This is a genomic window from Brevibacillus sp. FSL K6-2834, assembly GCF_038592925.1.
Taxonomy (GTDB): Bacteria; Bacillota; Bacilli; order Brevibacillales; family Brevibacillaceae; genus Brevibacillus; species Brevibacillus borstelensis.
Window position 1 is genome coordinate 4328871 of the sequence record NZ_CP151945.1, and the last position, 22134, is coordinate 4351004.

General features: G+C 52.2%; 11 protein-coding genes and 1 riboswitch. Of the genes, 1 reads left to right on the top strand and 10 read right to left on the bottom strand.

The features are described from left to right. Positions 1 to 23: 23 nt before the first annotated feature. The 7 genes from NST96_RS21270 to NST96_RS21300 form a co-directional block, all read right to left on the bottom strand. Positions 24 to 8624 carry an amino acid adenylation domain-containing protein gene (locus NST96_RS21270; RefSeq protein ID WP_342404506.1) on the bottom strand — a complete coding sequence of 2867 codons (8601 nt, stop codon included), beginning with the start codon at positions 8622 to 8624 and terminating at the stop codon, positions 24 to 26. A gap of 85 nt (positions 8625 to 8709) precedes the next feature. Beyond that, positions 8710 to 11088, bottom strand: a complete 2379-nt coding sequence (locus NST96_RS21275) for a penicillin acylase family protein (RefSeq protein WP_051925353.1) — start codon at positions 11086 to 11088, stop codon at positions 8710 to 8712. 54 nt (positions 11089 to 11142) lie between these two features. Further along, positions 11143 to 12363: an MFS transporter gene (locus tag NST96_RS21280; protein ID WP_024983404.1), complete on the bottom strand. Its 1221-nt coding sequence runs from the start codon at positions 12361 to 12363 to the stop codon at positions 11143 to 11145. 16 nt (positions 12364 to 12379) lie between these two features. Continuing rightward, positions 12380 to 14326: an asparagine synthase (glutamine-hydrolyzing) gene (asnB, locus tag NST96_RS21285; protein WP_024983405.1), complete on the bottom strand. Its 1947-nt coding sequence runs from the start codon at positions 14324 to 14326 to the stop codon at positions 12380 to 12382. Between the two features lie 1028 nt (positions 14327 to 15354). Further along, positions 15355 to 16266, bottom strand: coding sequence for a glycine betaine ABC transporter substrate-binding protein (locus NST96_RS21290; RefSeq protein ID WP_197029772.1), 912 nt, complete (start codon positions 16264 to 16266; stop codon positions 15355 to 15357). Between the two features lie 97 nt (positions 16267 to 16363). Continuing rightward, a complete protein-coding gene (locus tag NST96_RS21295; protein WP_003389558.1) occupies positions 16364 to 17014 on the bottom strand; it encodes an ABC transporter permease in 651 nt (216 codons plus the stop codon). Continuing rightward, a complete protein-coding gene (locus tag NST96_RS21300) occupies positions 17011 to 18153 on the bottom strand; it encodes a betaine/proline/choline family ABC transporter ATP-binding protein (protein WP_039070521.1) in 1143 nt (380 codons plus the stop codon). Before NST96_RS21300 ends, NST96_RS21295 begins: the two co-directional genes overlap by 4 nt. 155 nt (positions 18154 to 18308) lie before the next feature. Then, a riboswitch (cyclic di-AMP (ydaO/yuaA leader) is annotated at positions 18309 to 18452 on the bottom strand. A gap of 170 nt (positions 18453 to 18622) precedes the next feature. Between NST96_RS21300 and NST96_RS21305 the strand changes: the two genes are divergently transcribed. Continuing rightward, on the top strand, positions 18623 to 18955 hold the full coding sequence (locus NST96_RS21305; protein ID WP_342404512.1) for a hypothetical protein: 333 nt from the start codon (positions 18623 to 18625) through the stop codon (positions 18953 to 18955). A 263-nt stretch (positions 18956 to 19218) separates the two neighbouring features. On the opposite strand, the gene NST96_RS21310 is transcribed toward NST96_RS21305, so the two are convergent. The 3 genes from NST96_RS21310 to NST96_RS21320 are packed head-to-tail and all read right to left on the bottom strand — an operon-like array spanning position 19219 to position 22123. After that, positions 19219 to 20199 (bottom strand): dipeptide ABC transporter ATP-binding protein, encoded by a 981-nt coding sequence (locus tag NST96_RS21310; protein WP_342404514.1) that lies wholly within the window; start codon positions 20197 to 20199, stop codon positions 19219 to 19221. Between the two features lie 15 nt (positions 20200 to 20214). Continuing rightward, positions 20215 to 21177, bottom strand: a complete 963-nt coding sequence (locus tag NST96_RS21315; RefSeq protein WP_031931905.1) for an ABC transporter ATP-binding protein — start codon at positions 21175 to 21177, stop codon at positions 20215 to 20217. A 16-nt stretch (positions 21178 to 21193) separates the two neighbouring features. Beyond that, positions 21194 to 22123, bottom strand: a complete 930-nt coding sequence (locus NST96_RS21320) for an ABC transporter permease (protein ID WP_003389563.1) — start codon at positions 22121 to 22123, stop codon at positions 21194 to 21196. Positions 22124 to 22134: the final 11 nt, after the last annotated feature.

Here is a 22134-nt window from a genome sequence, read left to right on the forward strand (position 1 = left end):
CCGGCATCGCATATGCAATGGATTTACTTTTCTTTCAACTGGCTCAACAAAGCCTCTGCTTCTTCATCTGATAGATTTTCGATCTGCTTAAGCAAATCAGCCAGCTCGGTTTGAACGCTCTGAGGAGCCAGCGCCTGTTGAACCAGCTCGGCCAGTTGCTCTACAGTCGGAGCTTCAAACAATGCCCGGAGTGGCAATTCAATCTGAAACGCTTTGCGAATCCGGGAAATTAACTGTGTGGCCAACAAGGAATGGCCACCGTGCTCAAAGAAGTGATCACGGATACCCACTCGCTTATATCCCAGCACCTCTCCCCAAATCGAAGCAAGCTGTTGTTCCAGTTCTGAACGCGGTGCGACAAATTGCTCTTCCTCGACATCTGTCAGAGGGGACGGCAGCGCTTTCCGGTCAATTTTTCCATTGAGCGTCAGCGGGAACTCTTCGAGCTGCATAAACGACGACGGGATCATATATTCCGGAATTTCTTGCGAGAGGAAATCGCGCAGCTCCGCTTTCGTCGGTTTCATGCCCGCTGCGGCAACGAAATAGGCAACCAATTGCTTCTCGCCTCGTTCGTCTTCACGTGCAACCACGGTTACATGCTCGATTGCCGGATGTTTGCCGAGCAGTGTCTCTATCTCTCCGAGTTCAATACGGAAACCGCGTATTTTCACTTGATAGTCGATCCGTCCCAGAAACTCCAAAGAACGATCCGGACGGTAACGAACGAGGTCACCAGTTTTATACAGTCGAGGGTTGTCGTCCTGCGTAAACGGATTTTCCAGGAACGTCTGGGCGTTTTTCTCGGGAGCATTCAGATAGCCCCTCCCCACCCCAATTCCACCGATGTACAGCTCTCCAGCTACCCCAATTGGTACCGGCTGCCTATTTTTATCCAGGACGTACATCTGCATATTGGCGATGGGTCGGCCGATCGGAATTGTCGCCACCTCTTCTCCCGGAGGTTCTTTGATAAAGTGATGCAACACATCATCGGAACACTCCGTAGGTCCGTATGCATTGATGAGATAGGCATTCGGGTAGTAACCAAGCCATCTTTTGCACAATTCAGGCGGCAACACCTCGCCGTTTGGAATCATCCAGCGAAGCGAAGACAAATCAGGTTGTTTAAAATCGCGCAACGCGATCTCTTCCAGCATCGCCCGCAGCAATGAAGGGACCGTTTCAACAATCGTCAATTGGAGGTGTGCCATTGCATCGAGCTGTCGTGACGGGTCAAAGGCAACTTCGTCTTTCAAAATCACAACACGGCCTCCGGTCAACATCACGGCAAACAACTGCCACACGGAGATGTCGACGCACTGGGACGAGTTTTGCGCTACACGATCCGCCTCTGTCATGCCCAGGTCATCGATTTTTGCATAGAGATGGTTTACCATTCCTCGGTGTTCTACCATCGCGCCTTTTGGTTTTCCGGTAGAACCTGATGTGTAAATGACGTAGGCGACATCTTCCGGCTTCACGTTCGCGCTTACCGGCTCGCTGCTCTCTTGTGCGATTGTCTCCCAGTCTCTGTCCAAGCATAGGGAAATGTTGTTCTTCTCTGGAAACACGCCAAGCAAGCGATCGTACGTAAGCAGTACCTTCAAATCTGCATCTTCGATCATGTGCGTCAAGCGTTCTTTCGGATAGGCAGGATCGAGCGGAACATAAATGCCACCGGCCTTCCATATTGCCATGATCGAGATCACCCACTCCAGGTTGCGTTCCCCAAAGTAACCGACAAAGACGTCACGTTCGACTCCGCGGGCTTGCAAAAAGCGAGCGAGTTGATTGGATTTCCGCTCCAATTCCGCGTAAGACAATTCCTTGCCGTCGAAAACAACAGCGGGCTTCTCTGGCGTCTTTCCTGCCTGTTTTGCAAAAAGCGCATGAAAGAGTTGGTCCACCGGGTAGTCCGCACGCCTGCTGTTCCATTCGACCAACAGCTTATCCGTCTCTTCTTTTGTCAGGAAGGATTGTATCTCGTGACGGCCTAACGGATTCTCCGCCATTGCCTCCAGGACGTTTTGATAATAGCGTCCGATTGTTTCCACCTGATCTTCGGTTAATTCATCCGTTTCAAAATCAAGCGCGAACAAAACCTGTGACGTGTTGATGTCTACCGTAAATTGCGCTGTCAGCGGAACATAGGTGTAATCGGACTGCGCGGCATTGATGATTTCAACATTTGGCACGCTGTGCAAGCTCTCTGCGATATGGAAATGGGTGTAGTTGAACACTACATCAAACAACGGCTGACCCGAGCTGTGTTCTTTTTGCAGCTGAACAAGCGGATATCGCCGATAGGGCAGTATTTCCCGTTCAGAATCAAACGCCGTCTTCACCAGATCGATCCAGGTGCCTGGCGACAGCTCCGCCCGAAGCGGCAGTGTGTTTAGAAAAATTCCGAGCACTTTATCGCCGTCAGTATGCTCCAGACGCCCGTTTGCGATCAAACCGGAGATCACGTCCGTCTGTCCTGTCAGCATGCTCAACACCTTGAGGTGCCCGGCGAGCAAGACATTTTTCAACGGGATGGCTGTGGTATTGGCCAGATTTCTTAATCCCTCGCTCACTTTGGCAGAAAGCGGAACCCAGATGCGGCCTTTGCTGTTGTCCTGTTTGGCTTCAGATTTAGGCCAACGGTATAAAGGTGTGATTACGCAGTCACTCAACTTTTCGTTCCAGAAACGGCGCGCTTTTTCCGATTGCAGCGTCTTCTGCTCCAGCTCCACAAAATCGCGATAGGAGCTCTGCAAAGGCGCTTTCTCGGGTCGCTGTCCATTCGTAACCCATGCAGCGTAATCGGTGAGCAGCTCGGTGATCAGGGACACGACGCTCCAACCGTCCAGGAACGGCTCAATCAGCACCAACTGGAACTCTTCATCAGAATAACGGCAGACATAAAAACGGCATAATCCCGGTTTCTGCCAATCAAACGGTGTTTTCCGCTCTTGCTCCAGTCTGGCAGACAAGTGTTCCTGCTGCTGCTCATGGGACAAGTGCCGCAGGTCTTCTACGTGCAAAGATATGGCAGCTTCTCTGTATACCAATTGAAGCGGCTGACTGAAATGGCTGATGTCAAATGACGTGCGCAAGATGTGATGGCGCTGAACCATTTGCTGCAGGGTCTCTTCCAAAGCGGCTTGGTCGAATAGGCAGCGTACGCGATAACTGGAAAGATAGACCTGATAATCGGACGACATCTCGCTGTGATAGACGAATGCCGCTTGTGTCATGCTCAGCGGATAAGCGTCCTCCACCTGTTGCGGAATCAACAGGCGGTCTTCCGCAGAAATCAGTCCGAATGGCTCTTTTCCACCTGTACTTTCTTCATGTTGTTGAACCCGTTTCGCAACTGCAGCCAATTCACGAATCGTTTGATACTGAAAGAGATCCTGTATGGATAAATCCAACCCGCGTTCCCTCGCCTGAGACAGGATGGCAATGCTGCGGATCGAGTCGCCGCCCAGATTAAAGAAGTTATCGTCGATGCCGATTTTCTGTACGTGAAGGATGTTTTCCCATACGGAAACCAAAATCTCTTCTTCCGCGGTGGCAGGCGGCACATAGACTGCTTCCGATTCCGGTTTTGATGGTGAAATAGCAAGCAGTGCCTTGCGATCTACCTTGCCGTTCTCTGTCATCGGCAGTGCATCAAGCAGATAGAAAGAGGACGGCACCATAAAAGCGGGAAGTCTCTCCTGGAGAAAACGGCGCAAATCCGCTGAACCGAGGGAGCTGCCTGGCGCGACCACTGCATACGCTGCCAGATGCTTTTCCCCGTGCAAATCATTTCGGGCAAATACGATATTGTCCCGTACCTCGGGATGCTTTGCAATCACCGCTTCGATTTCATTCAGCTCGATTCGGAATCCCCTGATTTTTACCTGGTGATCGATGCGACCCAAATACTCGATGTCTCCGTTGGCATGGAAACGAACCAAATCACCGGTTCGATACAGGATTTCCGATTCGTTGTGCGGATTCGCAATAAATCTTGATTTCGTCAATTCCGGGCGATTCAGGTACCCCCGTGCTACACCCGCCCCTCCTACAAACATCTCTCCTGCCACCCCAATCGGCACAGGCTGAAGCTGCTGATCAAGGATGTAGATTCGCAGGTCCGGGATCGGCTGCCCGATGAAGCTCGCCTGTTTATCCACGTCCGCCTTCGAGAGCGGGCGATACGTGACGTGAACGGTTGTTTCCGTGATCCCGTACATATTCACCAACTGCGGACGTTTGTCGCCGTGACGATCAAACCAGGGACCAAGCGACGGAATGTCAAGCGCCTCACCGCCGAAGATCACCAGGCGCAGAGCGAGATCGTCTGACATGCCGATCGTCTCTTCCGCCTTCATCAATTGCGAGAAGGCCGAAGGTGTTTGGTTCAGAACCGTCACTCTTTCTTTGACAAGCAATCGATAGAATTCTTCTGGCGAGCGGCTGATCCAATAAGGAACGATCACCAGGCGTCCGCCGTAAAGCAATGCTCCCCAAATTTCCCAAACGGAGAAATCAAAGGCATAGGAATGGAACATCGTCCACACGTCCTGCTCCGTAAACGAATACCACGGTTCTGTTGCTTGGAACAGGCGGATGACTTGGTAATGTGGAATCAGCACGCCTTTTGGCTTCCCGGTCGATCCGGACGTATAGATGACGTAGGCCAGGTGATCGGGTGTTGTGCCGCTTGCCGGATTTTCGCTGCTGTTTTGAGCGATTGCGTCCCAATCGGAATCTACGCACAAAGTCTTTACATCGCTCTTTGGCAAATCGGATAACAGTCGCTTCTGGGTCAGCAAAATACGGACTGCCGAATCTTTCAGCATGAACTCCAAGCGCTCTTTTGGATAGGCCGGATCAAGAGGCACATATGCTCCGCCAGCTTTTAACACACCGAGAATGCACACGATCATCTCGATGGACCGCTCTACGGAGATCCCGACAAGATCATCCGGACCGATCCCCTCCTGTTGCAAATGATGGGCTAATTGGTTTGCCCGGCTGTTTAATTCACCGTAGGTAATCCGTTCGTCTCCGCAAACAACCGCAGTTTCTCCTTTATGAAGCGCTGCTTGGCGTTCAAACCATTGATGGATGCACTGCTCTTTCGGAAAGGCAGCCGCTGGATGGTGCATTTCCAGGAGATGTGTTTTTCCTTCCGCCGACAGAATCGGAAGCGTGGAGACTTGCTGGGTCGGATCATTTGCGATCTCGGTCAACAGCGTCGCATAGCTGTTTAACAGACGATCGATCGTTGGTTCCTCATACAGGTCGGTATTGTATTTCAGCTCAATCGAGAGATCATCACCTACTTCGACGACCGTCATCGTCAGATCAAATGGAGCTGCCTGTTCGTTGAGCTCTACTGGTTCCAGAAGAAGGTTGCCCAGCTCGATTCCTTCCTTTTGACCGCCAGCGATCAATGGAGCCAGTCTCCTGTAACTGCCGCCCACATTTTGCATGACAAACGCGGTCTGGAAGATCGGTGAACGGCTGGCGTCCCGTTCCTGCTGCAGTTTTTCTACCAGCACTTCAAACGGATAATCCTGGTGCGCATACGCCTCTAATACGATCCCGCGCACTTTTTTCAACAAGGTGACAAAGTCCGGATTTCCTGACAAATCAACTCTGATCGGTACAGGGTTCGTTACATAGCCAACCAGTTTTACCAGCTCCGACCGGGATCTGGCTGCCATCGGGGAGCCGATGATCAAGTCATCCTGACCAGCGTAACGGTGCAACAGCACAGCGTAGCTGGCCAACAGCGCCGTATACAAGGTAGTTTTGTACGTTTTGCTGAGCTGCTTCAATGCAACTGTCGTTTGCCCATTCAGTCGAATGGTTTTGGCAGCCCCATTGTACGTCTGAACAAGCGGCCGCGGATGATCGGTTGGCATGTTCAGGATCGGAAGTTCTCCTGACAGCCTTTTTTCCCAGTACGCGAATTGATCTGCTCCCTCGCGATCAGCAAGCATGTTCTCTTGCCAGAGCACATAATCGGCAAACCGTACGGATACCGGCTCGAGGTACGATTTTTCTCCTGCGGCTTTTTTCGTATACAACTGGCTCCATTCTGAAAACAACAGGTCAAATGACCACAGATCTATCACAATATGATGGAACGACCACAACAAAACGTGATCCTCCGGAGCTGTTTGAAAGAGCTGCACGCGCATGAGCGGCCCTTTCTCCAGATCAAACGGTCGGTGCGCCTCTTCTTCCATGCGTTGATGCAGGGTGATCGTATCCCAAGTGGATGCATCCTCAATTTTCACGTTCGCTTCGATGTTTTTGCGCACGTATCCAAGCGGCAGTCCGTTCTCCAGTGCGGGATACGCTGTTCGCAGTACGTCATGCCGGCTCACCAGTTCGTTGAACGATTCGATCAGTACGGGAACATTCATCTGTCCCTTTATGCGGACCGCTTTGCTGATGTTGTACGCACTGCTGTGCGGCGCCAGCTTATGCATAAACCAAAGTGCCTGCTGACCGCGCGAGAGAGGCACGTAATACTCCTCCTCTTCACCCTTGCTCGCATTCGCGATCACTTGGTGATGTCCATTCAAGCGTTCCGCCAACAGCTTTGAAAGTTTGGTCGAGCTTTCCACCTCAAACAATTCTGTCGGATTCAGGACGATCCCGAGATCTGTTTCAATCGTATACTGGAGCTGCATCGCTCGCGCCGAGTCCATTCCCAGCGTGCTCAAATGCTGACCGGCATCGTATTGGGAGGACGAGATTTGCAAGACGCGCGGTATGATATTGCCCAGATACGCTTTCAGTTCCGTCTGGAGTTCTTCCGGTCCCATCCCCAACAAAGCATCGCGATTCACCGTCGGGTCTATCGTTTCTTCGAATGGTTCGTCATCCAATACGTGGCTGCCGATGACATGGAATCGGTCTTGGAGGTAAATTTCACGGCATAAGCGGCGCTGTATTTTTCCGCTTGATGTTTTCGGAATGCTGCCATAACGGACAAGCTGGATCGCGTAAACCTGCACCCCGTGATCCTGTGCGACGGCCTGACGGATGCAGCTGGTTACTTCTTCGACGTCAACCTGTCGGTGATGACGATCGATCTCGGAAACAATGACGAGCCTTTCTTCCCCGTTTACTTGGACGGAAAATGCCGCGCATTCCGGTCGCAAGGCAAAATGGCTCTTCTGTGCTGACAATTCGATGTCCTGCGGATAGTAGTTGCGACCGCGAATAATGATCAAATCCTTCAATCGTCCGGTTACGAACAGCTCGCCGTTTTGCAAAAACCCGAGGTCACCTGTACGGAGGAAAGGCCCTTCTCCGCTGTCCGCCACATATGCGTTAAACGTAGCAGCCGTCTGCTCTTCATTCCCCCAGTAACCGCCGGCAACACTTCGCCCGGCTACCCATATCTCGCCGATTTCATCAGCCTCGCACTTTCTGAGCGTCTGCGGATGAACGATGCACACGGTTTGATCGGAAACCGATTGTCCGCATCCCACCAGTGCCTGACTGGTGTCGGAGTCAAATGAAGGTGGCTGCTCAAGCACCCGATTGTCCGTCAGCGCCTCCTTGTCGAACTTTTGGATGGCCGGAAGTGTTAACCGTTTTCCACCGGAGACGAACAGCGTACCTTCAGCCAATCCGTAGCACGCGTAAAAAGCCTCTTTTTTAAATCCGCAAGGTGCGAAAGCCTCGGCAAAACGCTCAATCGTCTCTTCGCGAATCGGTTCCGCGCCGTTAAAGGCCACTTCCCAACTGCTCAAGTCCAGCTCCGCTTTCTGTTCATCTGTAATCCTCTTGACGCATAGTTCGTAAGCAAAATTGGGACCGCCGCTTACAGAAGCGGCCGTACGGGAAATGGCTTGCAGCCAGCGCAGAGGCCGCTGCATCATGTCGAACGGAGATATGAGCGTTGTGTGGAAGCCTGCGTATAACGGCTCAAGAATTCCACCAATCAGTCCCATATCGTGATACGGCGGCAGCCAAATAACGCCGCGGTCCTCCGAGGTAATTCCGAAACTTTCCTTTATCGCAGATAAATTGTGCAGCAGGTTTCCGTGACGAACCATCACTCCTTTGGGAGTAGAGGTAGAACCCGAGGTATACTGCAAGAATGCGAGAGATTCCCCGTTCAGATCAGGGGTCTTCCAATCATTTTCACTGATTCCGCTTATTTGATCGGTAGCCAGCCACGTTACCCCGTTCATTTCCGGGAGCGCGGCAAAGCTCTCTTTGAAATTCGTTGCCAGTTTTGAAGTCGTGAGTGCGATTTTTGCCTGACAATCCATAGCAATGGCGTGAATCCTCGGTATGAGCCGAGGAGAAGTCGGGGGGTATGCAGGTACAGCTATACTTCCTGCATAGAGACAACCGAAAAAGGCAGCGATATACTCAAGCCCCGGTTGATATAGCAGCAGAACGCGCTCCCCACCCGCCTGCATGTGCTGCAGCTTGGCTCCAATCACTCTTGCCCGCCGGTCCAATTCTGCGAAAGTCATGCTCTCTTCGTTCAATTCCCCATCGAGCAAAAAGCGGTAAGCCTCCTGGTTGGGTCGCTCGTTTGCTCTCGATTGCAGCATCTCTACCATGGTAGAATACATAAGCGTTTCTTCGGACATGAATGGCCGCATTGCAGATGACCTCCAAATTTTATAATTTTATGCAAAATTTGGTAATTGATCGCACAGCCAGACCCTGGCCCTTCTCTCCTCACGATTATGGATGAAGGACCAGCAGGTCTCCTTTTCGGTACTCTTCTGGTGCGAACCATTGCTTGCACAGTTCTCCAGCGGCATGGGGGACTGCCTGATCGGAATACCAGCAGCTAAAAACATGGCCCGATTGCCCCGGTGCGACAATATCAAAGGAATTGCCGGCAAGATCGGACAGATCGACAACCTGACGCCACGGAGCGCCGTATCCCACGACTCCCGATCCGTCAAAACCCATCAGACACACGGTTTGTCTGCTGCCGCCCATGGGAATATCCGGTTCCTCTACCGGAATCCCGAGAGATTTCATGACAGCTGCCAACGGGTGGGTGTAGCGGATTCGATGGTATTCGCCCCACCTCCACGCTTGAGGGTTCTCGCCCTGCAAGTCAACCGCTTGCTGCACAGCGCTGATAAAGCTACTGATGGCAAGTTCTTTGATTCCCCCCGCCTGTTTGATCCAGTCGTTTTCGCGACCCGCTGCCGCTTCGAGCAGCATGGCGTCTGTCACATTGGTGCCATCTGCCATGAGTTGATACAGCGCAGGTCCCAATTTCGGTTCGTACAATCGTTTTCGCAACAGATCGAACCACAAGTGATACATAAGGGGGGCTGCCTGCTCGGCCTCGTCTTGATAATTCCATTCTTGCAATAATTGCAACGCTTTCTGCTCCACGTCTGTGAGCTGCACCTGATTGAACAATGCAAGCAAGGCAGGCAGCAAGGTTGTCGCTTGTTCGTTGAAAAGGTCCGCTTGAAGACGACGCATATCTTCTGATGAAAACTCTTTGCTGCCGCGAAGGACCTTGGCAATCCGGTTGGCCCGATACGGTGCATCCCATGAATGGGCGATCAGATACGGATAGGAGTCATTGACGATTTTGTTGTTAGCCGCGACGATAAATCCTTCCTCGGGATTTACCACTTCGGGACACTTCTCAAAAGGGATAAACCCGTTCCACTCAAATTCATTCGTCCAACCGGGCACGGGAACCAGTCCGTCCCCTTTGGCACGAATCGGTATTGCTCCAACGGTTTTGAATGCGATCGTGCCGTCATTGGAGGCAAACAACACATTTAGTGCCGGAGAGACGATTTTTTGCAGACCTTGTTTGAATTGCTCCCAGTTCTCCGCTCTGTTCATCTCCAAAAACGCCTCGATCTCTCTGCCCGGAGAGTACGCCGTCCATCGCAAAGACAATCCGTATTCTTCCCGTTTTGAGACTTCTGGAGTGTGGTCTGTCAAAACAGGGCCGTGACGGGTAATTCGCACTTCCATGGGTATGCTTGCCTCACCTTTTACCTCTATCACTTCGCGAACAACGGTAACGTCCTCCCACTTGCCCTCCTGGTACACTTGATGCGGATTGTCGCTGTTAAACTTTTCTATGTATAAATCCTGTGTATCCGCGATTGCATTCGTTACCCCCCAGGCGATGGAGTCGTTGTGCCCCAACACGACACCGGGTACCCCGGGCAGTGTCACCCCGATCACATTCAACGTTTTTTCTTCAGTGTGCAGATGCAAATGAGTTTGAAACCAGATGGACGGCGTATCCATACCGAGATGCGGATCGTTCGCCAAGAGCGGCTTTCCGCTCTTCGTCAGCTTTCCGGAAACGACCCACCCGTTCGAACCGGCAACGGCGCCTGATCCCGTGAAAAATTGCAATAAACTCCTCAATTCCATCTGAATGTTTATGGGCAAATCAGCTTCCTTTTCGGAAACAGTGCTCCCCCCGGTGTGTTGACTGGAAATCGTGATAAAGCCGTCAGCTGGATAGACAGGCCAAAGTTGTTTGGCCAACTCATCGCCTACTTGATTTCGCAAAAGATGGCGATACACTTCCGCTTTCATATTTTCGCTCAGGCTCGCTGCCAGCAGCTTGCCGATCAACAGCGTATCAATCGGCGTCCAGAACTCCGGCTGATACCCCAGCAGATTGCATTCGAGCGGAAGCGTGTTTTCTTCAACAGCTTGACGCAGGTAGGCGTTCACGCCCTGGGAAAAACTGTCCAGGATCTTTCTGGTCGCTGGCGAACACTGGGTCAGGGAATCCTCGGCGGCTCTTTTTAGTTGAAGCTTGCGATACAGTTTATCCGAGTTTACCGTCGAGGAGCCCATTACTTCCGACAACCGCCCGCTTGTTAGCCTGCGCGACATATCCATCTGCCACATGCGTTCTTGAGCAGTCACAAACCCTTGTGCCAGATACAGATCGGCTGCTGTCCGGGCCTCAATATGAGGCACGCCTCTGTGGTCCCGATACACGTGAACAGGTTTGTGCAAAGCTGCTACTTTCAGCTCCCCGGATGTTTTCGGAATACCATGGCGGACAACCGATTGCAGGTGGACTGACACATCCACATTTTGATCGTGCATGGCGGAACAACCTCCTATTGAAGACGTTTGAAATGCGCTTCTTTTCAACAGGCCTTACATCGAAGTGACGGAATTGCCCCTTCTGACTTCATACATTTTTTGTCCACGCCAAAAGAAGAAAATACTCAATAATGCAATCAGTCCAAACGTGTTGAACATCGCAATGCCGCCGTATTCTGCCAGCAGAATTCCGCCAAACCACGGGCCGATAAAGTTGCCAAATCCGTTAAAGGTATGCGCTCCGTAATACGTGCCACGCATTCCTTCGGGCGTAATGCGGTCGACGATAATGTATTCAGACGGGACGATCAATATTTCTCCAAGCGTGAAAACGATCATGGATATGATAAAAAACGTCCAGCTGCCGGAATACGCAAAGCCTGCCTCGGATATGGCCAGAAGAATGCTTCCCATCACGATGTTGATCAACGGCGTAAACCGTTCCGCCCATTTTGTCAGCGAATATTGGAACAAAATAACGACTACTGAATTGATACTCATCAAGATCGCAAATAACCGGACCCCGTCGATAAAGCTATTTTTCAAATATTGAGAGAGCGTAACAGACATCTCGCCCATTACCGCCATCGTCAGGATGCTGCCCAGGATGAAAAATCCCAGCACCTTATCGTGGCGGATGACATGAACAGCACTCCGAATGGTTATCTTCTCTTCCGCTTTTGTTTGAATATCTTCATAGGCAAAGTATTTGAAGCTGAATTGCAGAATGAGGACGTATAGCAGGTAAAGAATCGCCCCCACAAAAAACGGCACCCGGTCATCGATGGTGGACAAAGCGGTACCGAGAAGCGGACCAATGGCAAAACCGATGTTCACCGAAGTATAACGGAACGAGAATAGTCGCAGCCGTTTTTCCGGTGGAGTGACATCGCCCATCAATGCCTTGGACACAGGATCGAAAAACGAAATGCATAGATTCAGCAAAATGTTCAAAACAAAAATCAACAGGACATTCGTGGTTAAAACAAACCCGAAGAAAACCAGAGCAAAGACATAGAGCGTGCCGATTAACACTTTTTTACGGCCGATAAAATCGGAAAGTGTGCCTCCGATAAAGCCGCCAAAGGTACCGGCGATCGCACCGACCCCTATGATCAATCCAATCTGTGCCGGATCCAGATCAGTCGTTTTGGCGAGATAGATAGCTAGGAAGGGGATACTCATGCCTCTTGCTACAGATACCAGGATGATCCCTAGTAACAACGTGTGGACAATTGGATGAAAAGACTTGTAAAACTCTCGTAGTTTCCCCATTCGCGTCTCCTTGTTTCTATGATTTTCTTGACAAAGATTCACTGCTGCTATTTACGTATTGGTCTTGGAGAATGCATGTGGTGAGCACCAGAAGCAGGACGGTATCTGCATTTACGCGTTGGCTTTTATCCATGTGCGGGAGTTGGTCGAGCAGCTTGATCATCAGTTTTTTCTCAAAGAAAGGAACATCGTCCATGACCTTGCTTCTCAACATATCCTGAGTCAACTGAAACAACTTGTTGTCCGTTTCCAATGTGGAAGGAGGAGCATTAAACGGCTGTTTGGGGCGGGAGTAGACGGTCTGGGTGAGGTAGGGCTTCGCCGCTTCACGAAGAGCATACTTTTCTTTGAACCGATTTATCAGCATCGATACAGGAAGGTTTCGTACCACTTCAAACAATTTGTGATCAAGCAGGGGCATTCGCACTTCTACTCCATGAGACATATCCAGACGGTCGGCAAACAGGATCTGGTTAGGCAGAATCGACTTGTTCCACGTATAAAGAACTTGAGTGACGCGATCTCGCCCTGCCAACTGTCCTTCTACATCCAGCTTTTTCACAAATTCACGATACGGATCGTACTCGGCAAAGCGCGCTCCGAAATCGGGCGAGAGCAGCTGTTTTAACGGCATGCGGCTTGCATGCACAGCCTGGATCCAGGCGGGTGTGTATCCAAGTGTCTGGTTGAAACAATCCAATGACTGGTTGAGATAGCTGCGAATCGAAACGTGGTTAAAAGAGGGATTATGTTGCAAAAATTCGTCCAGTTTGCGAAGCTTCTCCTCTTCGCTCAGGCCTTCCAGTCCGGCGAGTAGCAAATCCAATCGGGAAAATATGTATCCGGCAAACAATTCATCAGCGCCGTCCCCCGACAACACGACGCGAATCCCCCGCTCGTGGAGTACCTTGCTTTTCAAATAGCGGGCAACGCCGTTCATGTTGATCCCAATCGTTTCCGCATGCCAAACGGCCTTTATTACGTGATCGGCAAAATCGGTATGATCAAGCGGAATCAGATGAAAATCCGCCCCTACATGGGCCGCCGTCTCACGCGCTACTTCACTTTCATCATAGGCATGATCCGAAAACGAAACGGTAAATGCTTGCAGCGGGTCCGTCCGATGCCTGGCAGCCATCCCAAGTACCGTTGAAGAATCAACGCCTCCGCTGAGATGAAATCCAACGGGTACGTCGGCCCGCATCCTTGTCTTGATGCTCTCGTCCAGTGCATGCCTTACTTCACTGATGTACTCTTCTTCGCTGCGTGGCAGAGAATTCGCGTCTGCCAGCGGATAGTGATGATCCCAATACTGTTTGATTTGTATTCCATCAGCCGTAGCAAGCAGGTAGTGGCCGGGTGGAACCTGGTTAACACCTTCGAATAACGTACGGTCCAGATGCTTGTAAAACAACAAGTGCTGGTAGTAGGATTCATGATCCCACTTCGCGGGTACTCCTGCTGCAAACAGCGCCTTCATCTCCGACGCGACGTATAGAACCCCATCTTGTACTGTGTAAAAAAGCGGCTTGATCCCAAAACGGTCTCGCACAGCCAACAGGCGTTGCTCGGTTTCATCCCAAAGCACCAGGGCAAATTCACCGCGCAGGTATTCAAGAAATCCGAGTCCATTCTCTTCGTACAGATGCAACGCGATCTCACTGTCAGAGCGTGTTCGCAACCGGTGCCCCCGTTTGACTAACTCTCTCTGAATTCGCTCGTAATCGTAGAATTCACCGTTTACGACAACGTGAAGCCGTTCATCTTCATTCGCAATAGGCTGGTCTCCAGTCTCTAGGTCAATAATGCTGAGGCGAGCGTGACCCAATCCGACTCGCTTGCTTTCGGACAGCCAGATACTTTGCCGGTCAGGTCCGCGATGGGAGAGTTGACGAGTAGCACGTTCGACAGCAATCGCAGTGATGGGAGCCTGTTTCGAAAACATTGCGACAATTCCACACATATAAACCAACCTTTCCCTACATAATTTTGATAGTGCTGCCGTACGAAGATCACTCTTTGGAAGAATAAAAACAGTAATATTGATAGAATGTGTATTGCAGATCAGCATATCAGACCATTTCAGTATACCATATTTAACCAAAAATATAACTTTTTTCAATTCGCCAAATTTCAACAAGGTATTTTGGCACCCAAACGCCTAATGGCTTTCACCGCCATAGACATACATTCCCTATGCATATGGGAAACCGGGCAACGATCCATTTTCCTTTTGATACCGTAAAGCTGGTACCCTACTATTTCAAAATCAGAGGTTCCTATCATCGATCAGGAAACAGGGAAGACGAATAACTCTACCTATGCAAACATCGAGTGGGGTTTATGTTGGGGATTGTATATGGAAACGTTCCGGAGCTGAACAGAAGCTGACGTGTGTGATTTCTTGCAAGTCACCCGATATGGATTTACGGACTAACGAAAAAATCGATTTACGAAAGAGCTATGAACACTCCCTCCAGCGAGAGATGAGCTTCCTCTAACCTTGCGTTTGGACGTATGTCGGCCTAATGCCCCTGCCGTCTGCGTATTCCTATGACAACTGCCTTCGCCCGTGTGAGGATGGCCGAGAAATGGCAGCTTTGCCGCTTCGAATCACAGTGATCGATTCAACAGAGATCAACAAGTCGATTCCTCCTTCTTTGAGAATGTATGTTCCGGTTTTGATTATACCATAATCGCGGACAAAAAATGACATTTATCCCATCGCTTGGGCAATATCCTGTCTATTCAACCCGATAACAGTCTATACAGTTTACAGTTTATTGGAAAAACCCCTTTGAAACGGTTACGAATGAAGTGCGCTTTCGCCTCATACAAAAAAATAGCCGGCTTCACACGCAATGTGGTGAAAACCGGCTTACTCAAAACCTTTTTGCTCCGGGTCTACTTCATTTTATTCTGCCAGGAGAACAGCTCCCGGCTACCCATCTCTAACCAACACTATATCTAGCCAATGCCGACTTCCTCATTTTAAGGAATCAGCCCCTGCTCCTTCAGCCAAGCTTCCGCAACATCCCGCGACTTCTTCTTGTCTACATCCACCTGCGCGTTGAGCACCGCCATTTGCTTGTCGTCAATCTTCCCGGCGAGCTTGCTCAGCACTTCCTTGATCTGCGGATGCTTCTGCAGCGTTTCCTGACGGACGAGCGGCGCGGCAAAGTACGGCGGGAAGAAATGCTTGTCGTCCTCCAAAATGACCAAATCGTGCTTCACGAGCTGACCGTCTGTCGAGAAGGCATCGATGATATCGACGTTCCCTTCGCTGATTGCTTTATATTTAAGACCGGCGTCCATTGATTTCGTACCTTTGAATTTCAGGCCGTATGATTTTTCCAGGCCTTTCAAGCCGTCCGAGCGCTCGAGAAACTCCTGTTCGGTTCCGAACGTGAGCTGTTGCGCATGCGGGATCAGATCAGAGATTGTCTTCAGCTTATATTTATCGGCCGTCTCTTTTGTCACCGCCAGGGCATACGTGTTGTTAAACCCGATCGGCTCCAGCCATTCCATTTTGTATTTCTCTGCAAAATCTGCCTTTACCTTGTCGTACACCTCTTGAGGGTCCTTCATCGCTTCCTGTCCCATGATGTTGACCAGACCCGTTCCCGTATACTCTACATACAGGTCTGCACTGCCGCCTTTGACGGCGTTAAAAGCTACATCGGTCCCGCCTAAAAACGGCTTTGTCTCGACTTTTAAGTCCGTATTTTTCTCCAGCATGATACCTACGAGATTCGTCAATATATCTTGTTCCGTGAAATTTTTCCCCACCACAGTCACCTGATCAGACGCTTTTGTACCGGTCAGAACCGAGCAGCCCGTCACAGCCATCATCGACAATGCCAACACGCCCATTCCAACTTTCCTCAGCCATCCTGCTCTCACAAGATCCTCCCCTTTCATCATTAACCGTTTATTTGAAAAACCCCAAAAAGCCTGATGTGTTCAAGTCTTCAAAAATCAGCTATTTGGATAAAGCGGCCTAACGCGAGTGGCGAATGCGCAATCCTTTTGGCGTCACTCGCCAATCTACCCAGGCCAGAATCAGGTCAAACAAGACCGCCAGCAGCGCAGCCGGCACCGCACCTGCCAGGATGATGCCCGTGTCCACCATGGCAATCCCGCGAAGGATCAGGTCGCCCAAGCCGCCTGCCCCGATAAACGCCGCGAGCGTCGCCACTCCGATCGTCATGACCGTAGCCGTGCGAATCCCGGCAAATATGACGGGGCGGGCCAGTGGAAGCTCTACGATCCGCAGCATCTGGCCTTTGGTCATCCCCATGCCGCGCCCTGCTTCCAGCAGCGAGGAATCGACGTCCAAAATGCCGGTGTACGTATTGCGGACGATAGGCAGCAGCGCGTAAATGACCATCGCGATGACAGCCGGGATCGGTCCGATGCCAAACAGCGGAATCATAAATCCGAGCAGCGCCAGACTGGGAATCGTCTGGAAGACCGAGATCACGGCCAGCACCGGACCGGCAAGCTTCCGGTACCGGGTCAGCAGAATGCCTGTCGGCACCGCAACTACAATCGCCCAGAACAACGCGACGACAGACAGAACGATATGCTCCCAGCTCGCCTGCACAATATCCGGCCAGCGGTCTGCCATTACGGAAATCACTTCACTCATTGCGCCACGCTCCTCTCCTGATCCAAGTATGGCCGTGCAAGCACATCGACCAGACTGGCCCTTGTCAACAAGCCTGCCAACGTCCCGTCTTGGCGGACGACCGGCACGTACCCGTACGGCGCTTCCTGCACGAAGCCGATGGCATCCGCGAGCGGAGTGTCGGGTGAAAGCGTCATGGTGTCTGTCCGCATCACATCGCGGATGGCCAGCGATTCATCCGGGTACCGCTTGTGAATATCCGCCGTATCCGCCATGCCCAAGTACTTCCCATGCTTGTCGACAACGATCAGCCCGGTTACCCGCTTGCGGTGCATGATCTGTACAGCCTCCGCCAGCCCTCGGCCCGGGGAGACGGTAACCGGCTGCGTGACCATGACATCCTGGACAAGCTGCCCGAGGTGGGACTGCAGCCGTTTTTCCCCGATGAACTCCCGGACAAAATCATTGGCCGGATGGCGCAAAATGTGATCGGGCGTCCCCTGCTGGATCACATTCCCGTTTTGCATGACCACGATCTGGTCGGCGATTTTCAACGCTTCATCCATGTCGTGGGTGACAAAAACGACTGTTTTGTTCAGCTCCTGGTTCAGCCGGATCAGCTCATCCTGCAGCTGCTCCCGGGTAACCGGATCGAGCGCCGAAAAAGGCTCATCCATCAGAATGATCGGCGGATCGCTCATCAGCGCCCGGGCTACCCCTACCCGCTGCTGCTGGCCTCCGGAGAGCTCGGACGGGTATCTGTCCCGGTACCGGTCGGGGGCCAGGCCGACCATATGGAGCAGGCGATCGACCTTTTTGTGATCAATCGACCCTTTTCCCCCCTGAAGCCGTGGCACCAGCGAAATATTTTCCGCGATTGTCAGGTGGGGAAACAGGCCGACCTGCTGAATCACATAGCCGATGCTCCGCCTCAGCGCGACCGGATCGACCTCCGCCGAATTCCTTCCGCCGACGGTAATCGTCCCCGATGTTGGCGAAATCAACCGGTTGATCATCTTCATCGTCGTGGTCTTGCCGCAGCCGGATGGCCCGACCAGCACTGTGATGCTCCCCTCGGGAATCTCCAGATTGAGATTCGGGATCACAGTCGTCGAGCCGTACGATTTGCGCACGCGTTCAAAGACAACCGCATTTGCCATTCGCATCCCCTCTTTTCGCTGTATTTTTGAAAATAAAAAGACCCCGCCAATGCAGGGTCTGTACCTGTAAAAATACAAAAAGACCCTGCAAAAGCATAGGGTCAAAAAACCGAATTGTTTTCCACGTCGGAATGATCTGACACGGAATGCTTGTTTTGACCCATCTTGAGGCTGACGAGGTTAGCTGACGGACTCGGGAAAGATGGTTCCCTACGGCAGATATGCTGCCGATTCGCCCCGGAAAAAGTGGTTCCCCCGCTTTCCGATTATGCAAATCGGAAATTAAGCTTATGGCTATTATGCATGAACTCGATCATCAAGTCAAATTCGCCTTCCCGGATATGAGGTCCGAATGTCATAGGTCATTGGTAACAAAAGTAATTATTTGTGAAAATTTGTAGGTATTTGTCTAACTTATTGCGAATCTATCTAAATATTCCATATTTTTTCTTGCAAGGAGGACTTCTATATGACCAAGCAGTGGAAACAGGCGTGGCAAGCAGCGCTGTTGGCTCTTGTCTTCTTCTTCTCTCCCGCCCAGCATTCAACGGCATCGGCTGAGAGTCTAGATTACAGCTCCAGCGTGCAAAACGGCAAGCTGGTCGTTTCTGCTTCCCTGAAAAATCCAGGCGATGGACGCAGCATCGGGGTCATCGCCGTCGGCTATGACGCCAATGGAAAAGCGATTGCCTCCAAAAGCGCAAAGACCTTTATCCCGCGCAATGAGGTAGGGAACTACCAGCTTTCCTTGCCAAACGCAGGAAAAATCGTCAACGTCAAGGTCACCCTCACCACTCCTTAACTCGCGTATTTTTGGCGAACGAGCAACCATATCTGAAAAAGGTGCCTCTTTGGTCTGCCTTGGACCTTGAGGCACCTTCTTTTTTGCCGCTGCCTGTTTGGGGACGTATCGCGATTCCATCTGCTTTCGAATGACTGCTTTCGGATTTGGCGACACTTCCTTTACGCCGCCAGAAGGGCAATCTTTCGCAATCGTGTCTTTGCATGATCAAACCGGCGCAAAGCAAGGGATGTCAGTTCGTCAAAAGAACTCCTGCCTCAGCTTTAACCGAGCGGAAAATGGCAGGAGACAAAATGCCCTGCAGCACCTTCTGTCAGTGTCGGCGCAGTCTGTCTGCACACATCCTGCACATACGGACATCTGGTGTGAAAATGGCAGCCGGACGGAGGATTGGCCGGATTCGGCAGATCGCCCTGCAGGACAATCCGTTCCTTTCGCTGCGTCGGATCAGGAATCGGGACAGCCGACAGAAGCGCTTCCGTGTAGGGGTGGCGCGGGTTTGCAAACAGCTCGTCGCGCTCTGCCAGCTCCACGATTTTGCCCAGGTACATGACCGCGATCCGGTCGCTGATATGCTTGACGGCAGGCAAGCCGTGGGCGATGAAAATGTAGGTCAGCTTTAGCTCCTTTTGCAGCTTCTTGAGCAGGTTCAGCACCTGCGACTGGATCGACACGTCGAGCGCCGATACCGGCTCGTCGCAGACGATCAGGCTCGGATTCAAGGCGAGGGCGCGCGCGATGCCGATCCGCTGTCTCTGCCCGCCGCTGAATTCATGCGGGTGGCGGCTCATATGGTGGGCATCCAGCCCGACAAGGCGCAGCAGCTCCACAACCTTTTCCTTCAGCTCGCTTCCTTTGTGGGTGCCGTGTACGCGCAGCGGCTCGGCCACGATTTCTTCCACCCGCATCCGCGGATTGAGCGAGGAATACGGGTCCTGAAAAATCATTTGCAGGTGCTGCCGCAAAGTGCGGACCTCGGCTTTGCCGAGAGTGGACAGATTTTTTCCCTCAAACCAAATCTCCCCTTCGGTCGGCTCCAGCAGCTGCAAAATCATCTGGCCGGTGGTCGACTTGCCGCAGCCGGATTCTCCGACGATTCCCAGCGTTTCTCCGCGGTACACGGTAAAGTCGACGCCATCTACGGCCCGTACGTAGCCTGTCTCTTTGGAAAACATGCCTTTCTTGAAGGGAAAATGCTTTTTTAACCCTTTAACCACCAACAGCGGTTCTTTCGTCTGGTCCATTGCTATGTGCCTCCTTTACGCGTAGAAGCAGCGTGCCAGATGGTTCAGGGCCACCTCTTGAAGCTGCGGCTTGTTTTGCTTGCACTCTTCTGTGGCGGCAGGGCAGCGCGGGTGAAACGCACAGCCGCCCGGCATGTCGAGCGGATTCGGTACCGAGCCGGGGATCGAGTCCAGCTCCTCCCGATTTTCGTCCAGCTTCGGCAGCGAACCGAGCAGCCCTTTTGTATACGGATGCTTCGGCTCCGCAAAAAGGGAAAAGACGTCAGCCTGCTCCACCACTTCTCCCGCGTACATCACCACGACCCGGTCCGCCATCTCGGCTACGACACCGAGATCGTGCGTAATCAGAATGACTCCGGTTTGAAACTCCTTGTTCAGCTTTTTCAGCAGCTCGAGAATTTGTGCCTGGATCGTCACGTCCAAGGCGGTCGTCGGCTCGTCCGCGATCAGCAGGGCCGGATTGCAGGCCAGCGCCATGGCGATCATGACGCGCTGCCGCATACCCCCTGAAAGCTGATGGGGAAAGGAATCGACGATCTTTTCCGCATTGGGGATGCCGACATGCTCCAGCATTTCGACGCTGTGTGCCCGGGCTTCCTTTTTGTCCATCTGTCTGTGCTGGCGAAATACCTCTCCGAGCTGGTTCCCGATCGTAAACACGGGATTGAGCGAGGTCATCGGCTCCTGGAAGATCATCGACAGCTTGTTGCCGCGCAGCTTGCGAAGCTCTTTTTTGCTTAAAGCGAGCAGGTTTTGGCCCTCCAGCCAGATTTCTCCGCCCACCACTTCGCCAGGCGGGGCGACCAATCCCATGATCGAGAGGGAGGTGACGCTTTTGCCGCAGCCCGATTCGCCGACGATGGCAAGTGTCTCGCCCTTGGCTACGGAAAACGAGACGCCGTTTACGGAGGGAACGACGCCGTCCTCAGTTTTGAAATGCGTCCGCAAATGTTTCACTTCCAGCAAGTTTGCTTCCATATCGAGTCTCCCCTCCTTACTTCGCTCTAGCCTTCATGCGAGGGTCCAGAATGTCGCGCAGCCAGTCTCCGAGAAACATAATGCCCAAAACCGTGATCGTAATCGCTACACCGGGGAAGGTCGCCACCCACCAGCTCGTAGCGAGGTACTGCCTGCCGTCGCTCAGCATGCCGCCCCAGGAGACAGTCGGCGGCTGAATCCCCAAGCCGAGAAAGCTGAGCGAGGCCTCCGCGATGATCGTCGTGGCTACGCTCAACGTAGAGACGACGATAAAGGAGGAGATAACGTTGGGCAAAATGTGTGTAAAAATGATTCGCCCGTCGCTTGCGCCGACAGTGCGGGCGGCTCTGACGAAGTCGCGTTCCTTGACGCTGAGCACTTCACCGCGGATGATGCGGGCGTACTTGACCCAGTTGGTAAAGCCGAGGACGAGGATCAGGGTCGTCAGACTGGGCCCGAGGACGGTCAAAATCACCAGCATGAACAAAATATTCGGAATGGCGAGAAACGAATCGACCGTCCGCATGATGAGATTATCCACGATCCCGCCGAAGTAGCCGGAGACGAGTCCCAGTACGACCCCGATCGCGCCCGCTACGGCGACGGCACACACCCCGACCATCAGGGAAACCTGCGAGCCGTAGATGATGCGGCTGAGCACATCGCGCCCCAGATTGTCGGTTCCGAGCGGATTTGCCGGCGAGCCTCCCTCCATCCACATGGGAGGCTTGAGGCGCTGCGCTGCCTGGGTTTTGGCCGGATCATGAGGAGCGATCGCACTGGCGAAGACGGCCATAAATACGACGACGATGACGATCAAAAGTCCGATTGTTCCTGTTTTGCTTTTCAACAGCATGCGGGCCAAACGGCGGAGCTGCCCCGGCTTTTTGACCGCCTGGCCGACGCTGCCTGCTTGTGCTGTTTGCGATTCCAGGGGAAGAGACATACGGCTCACCT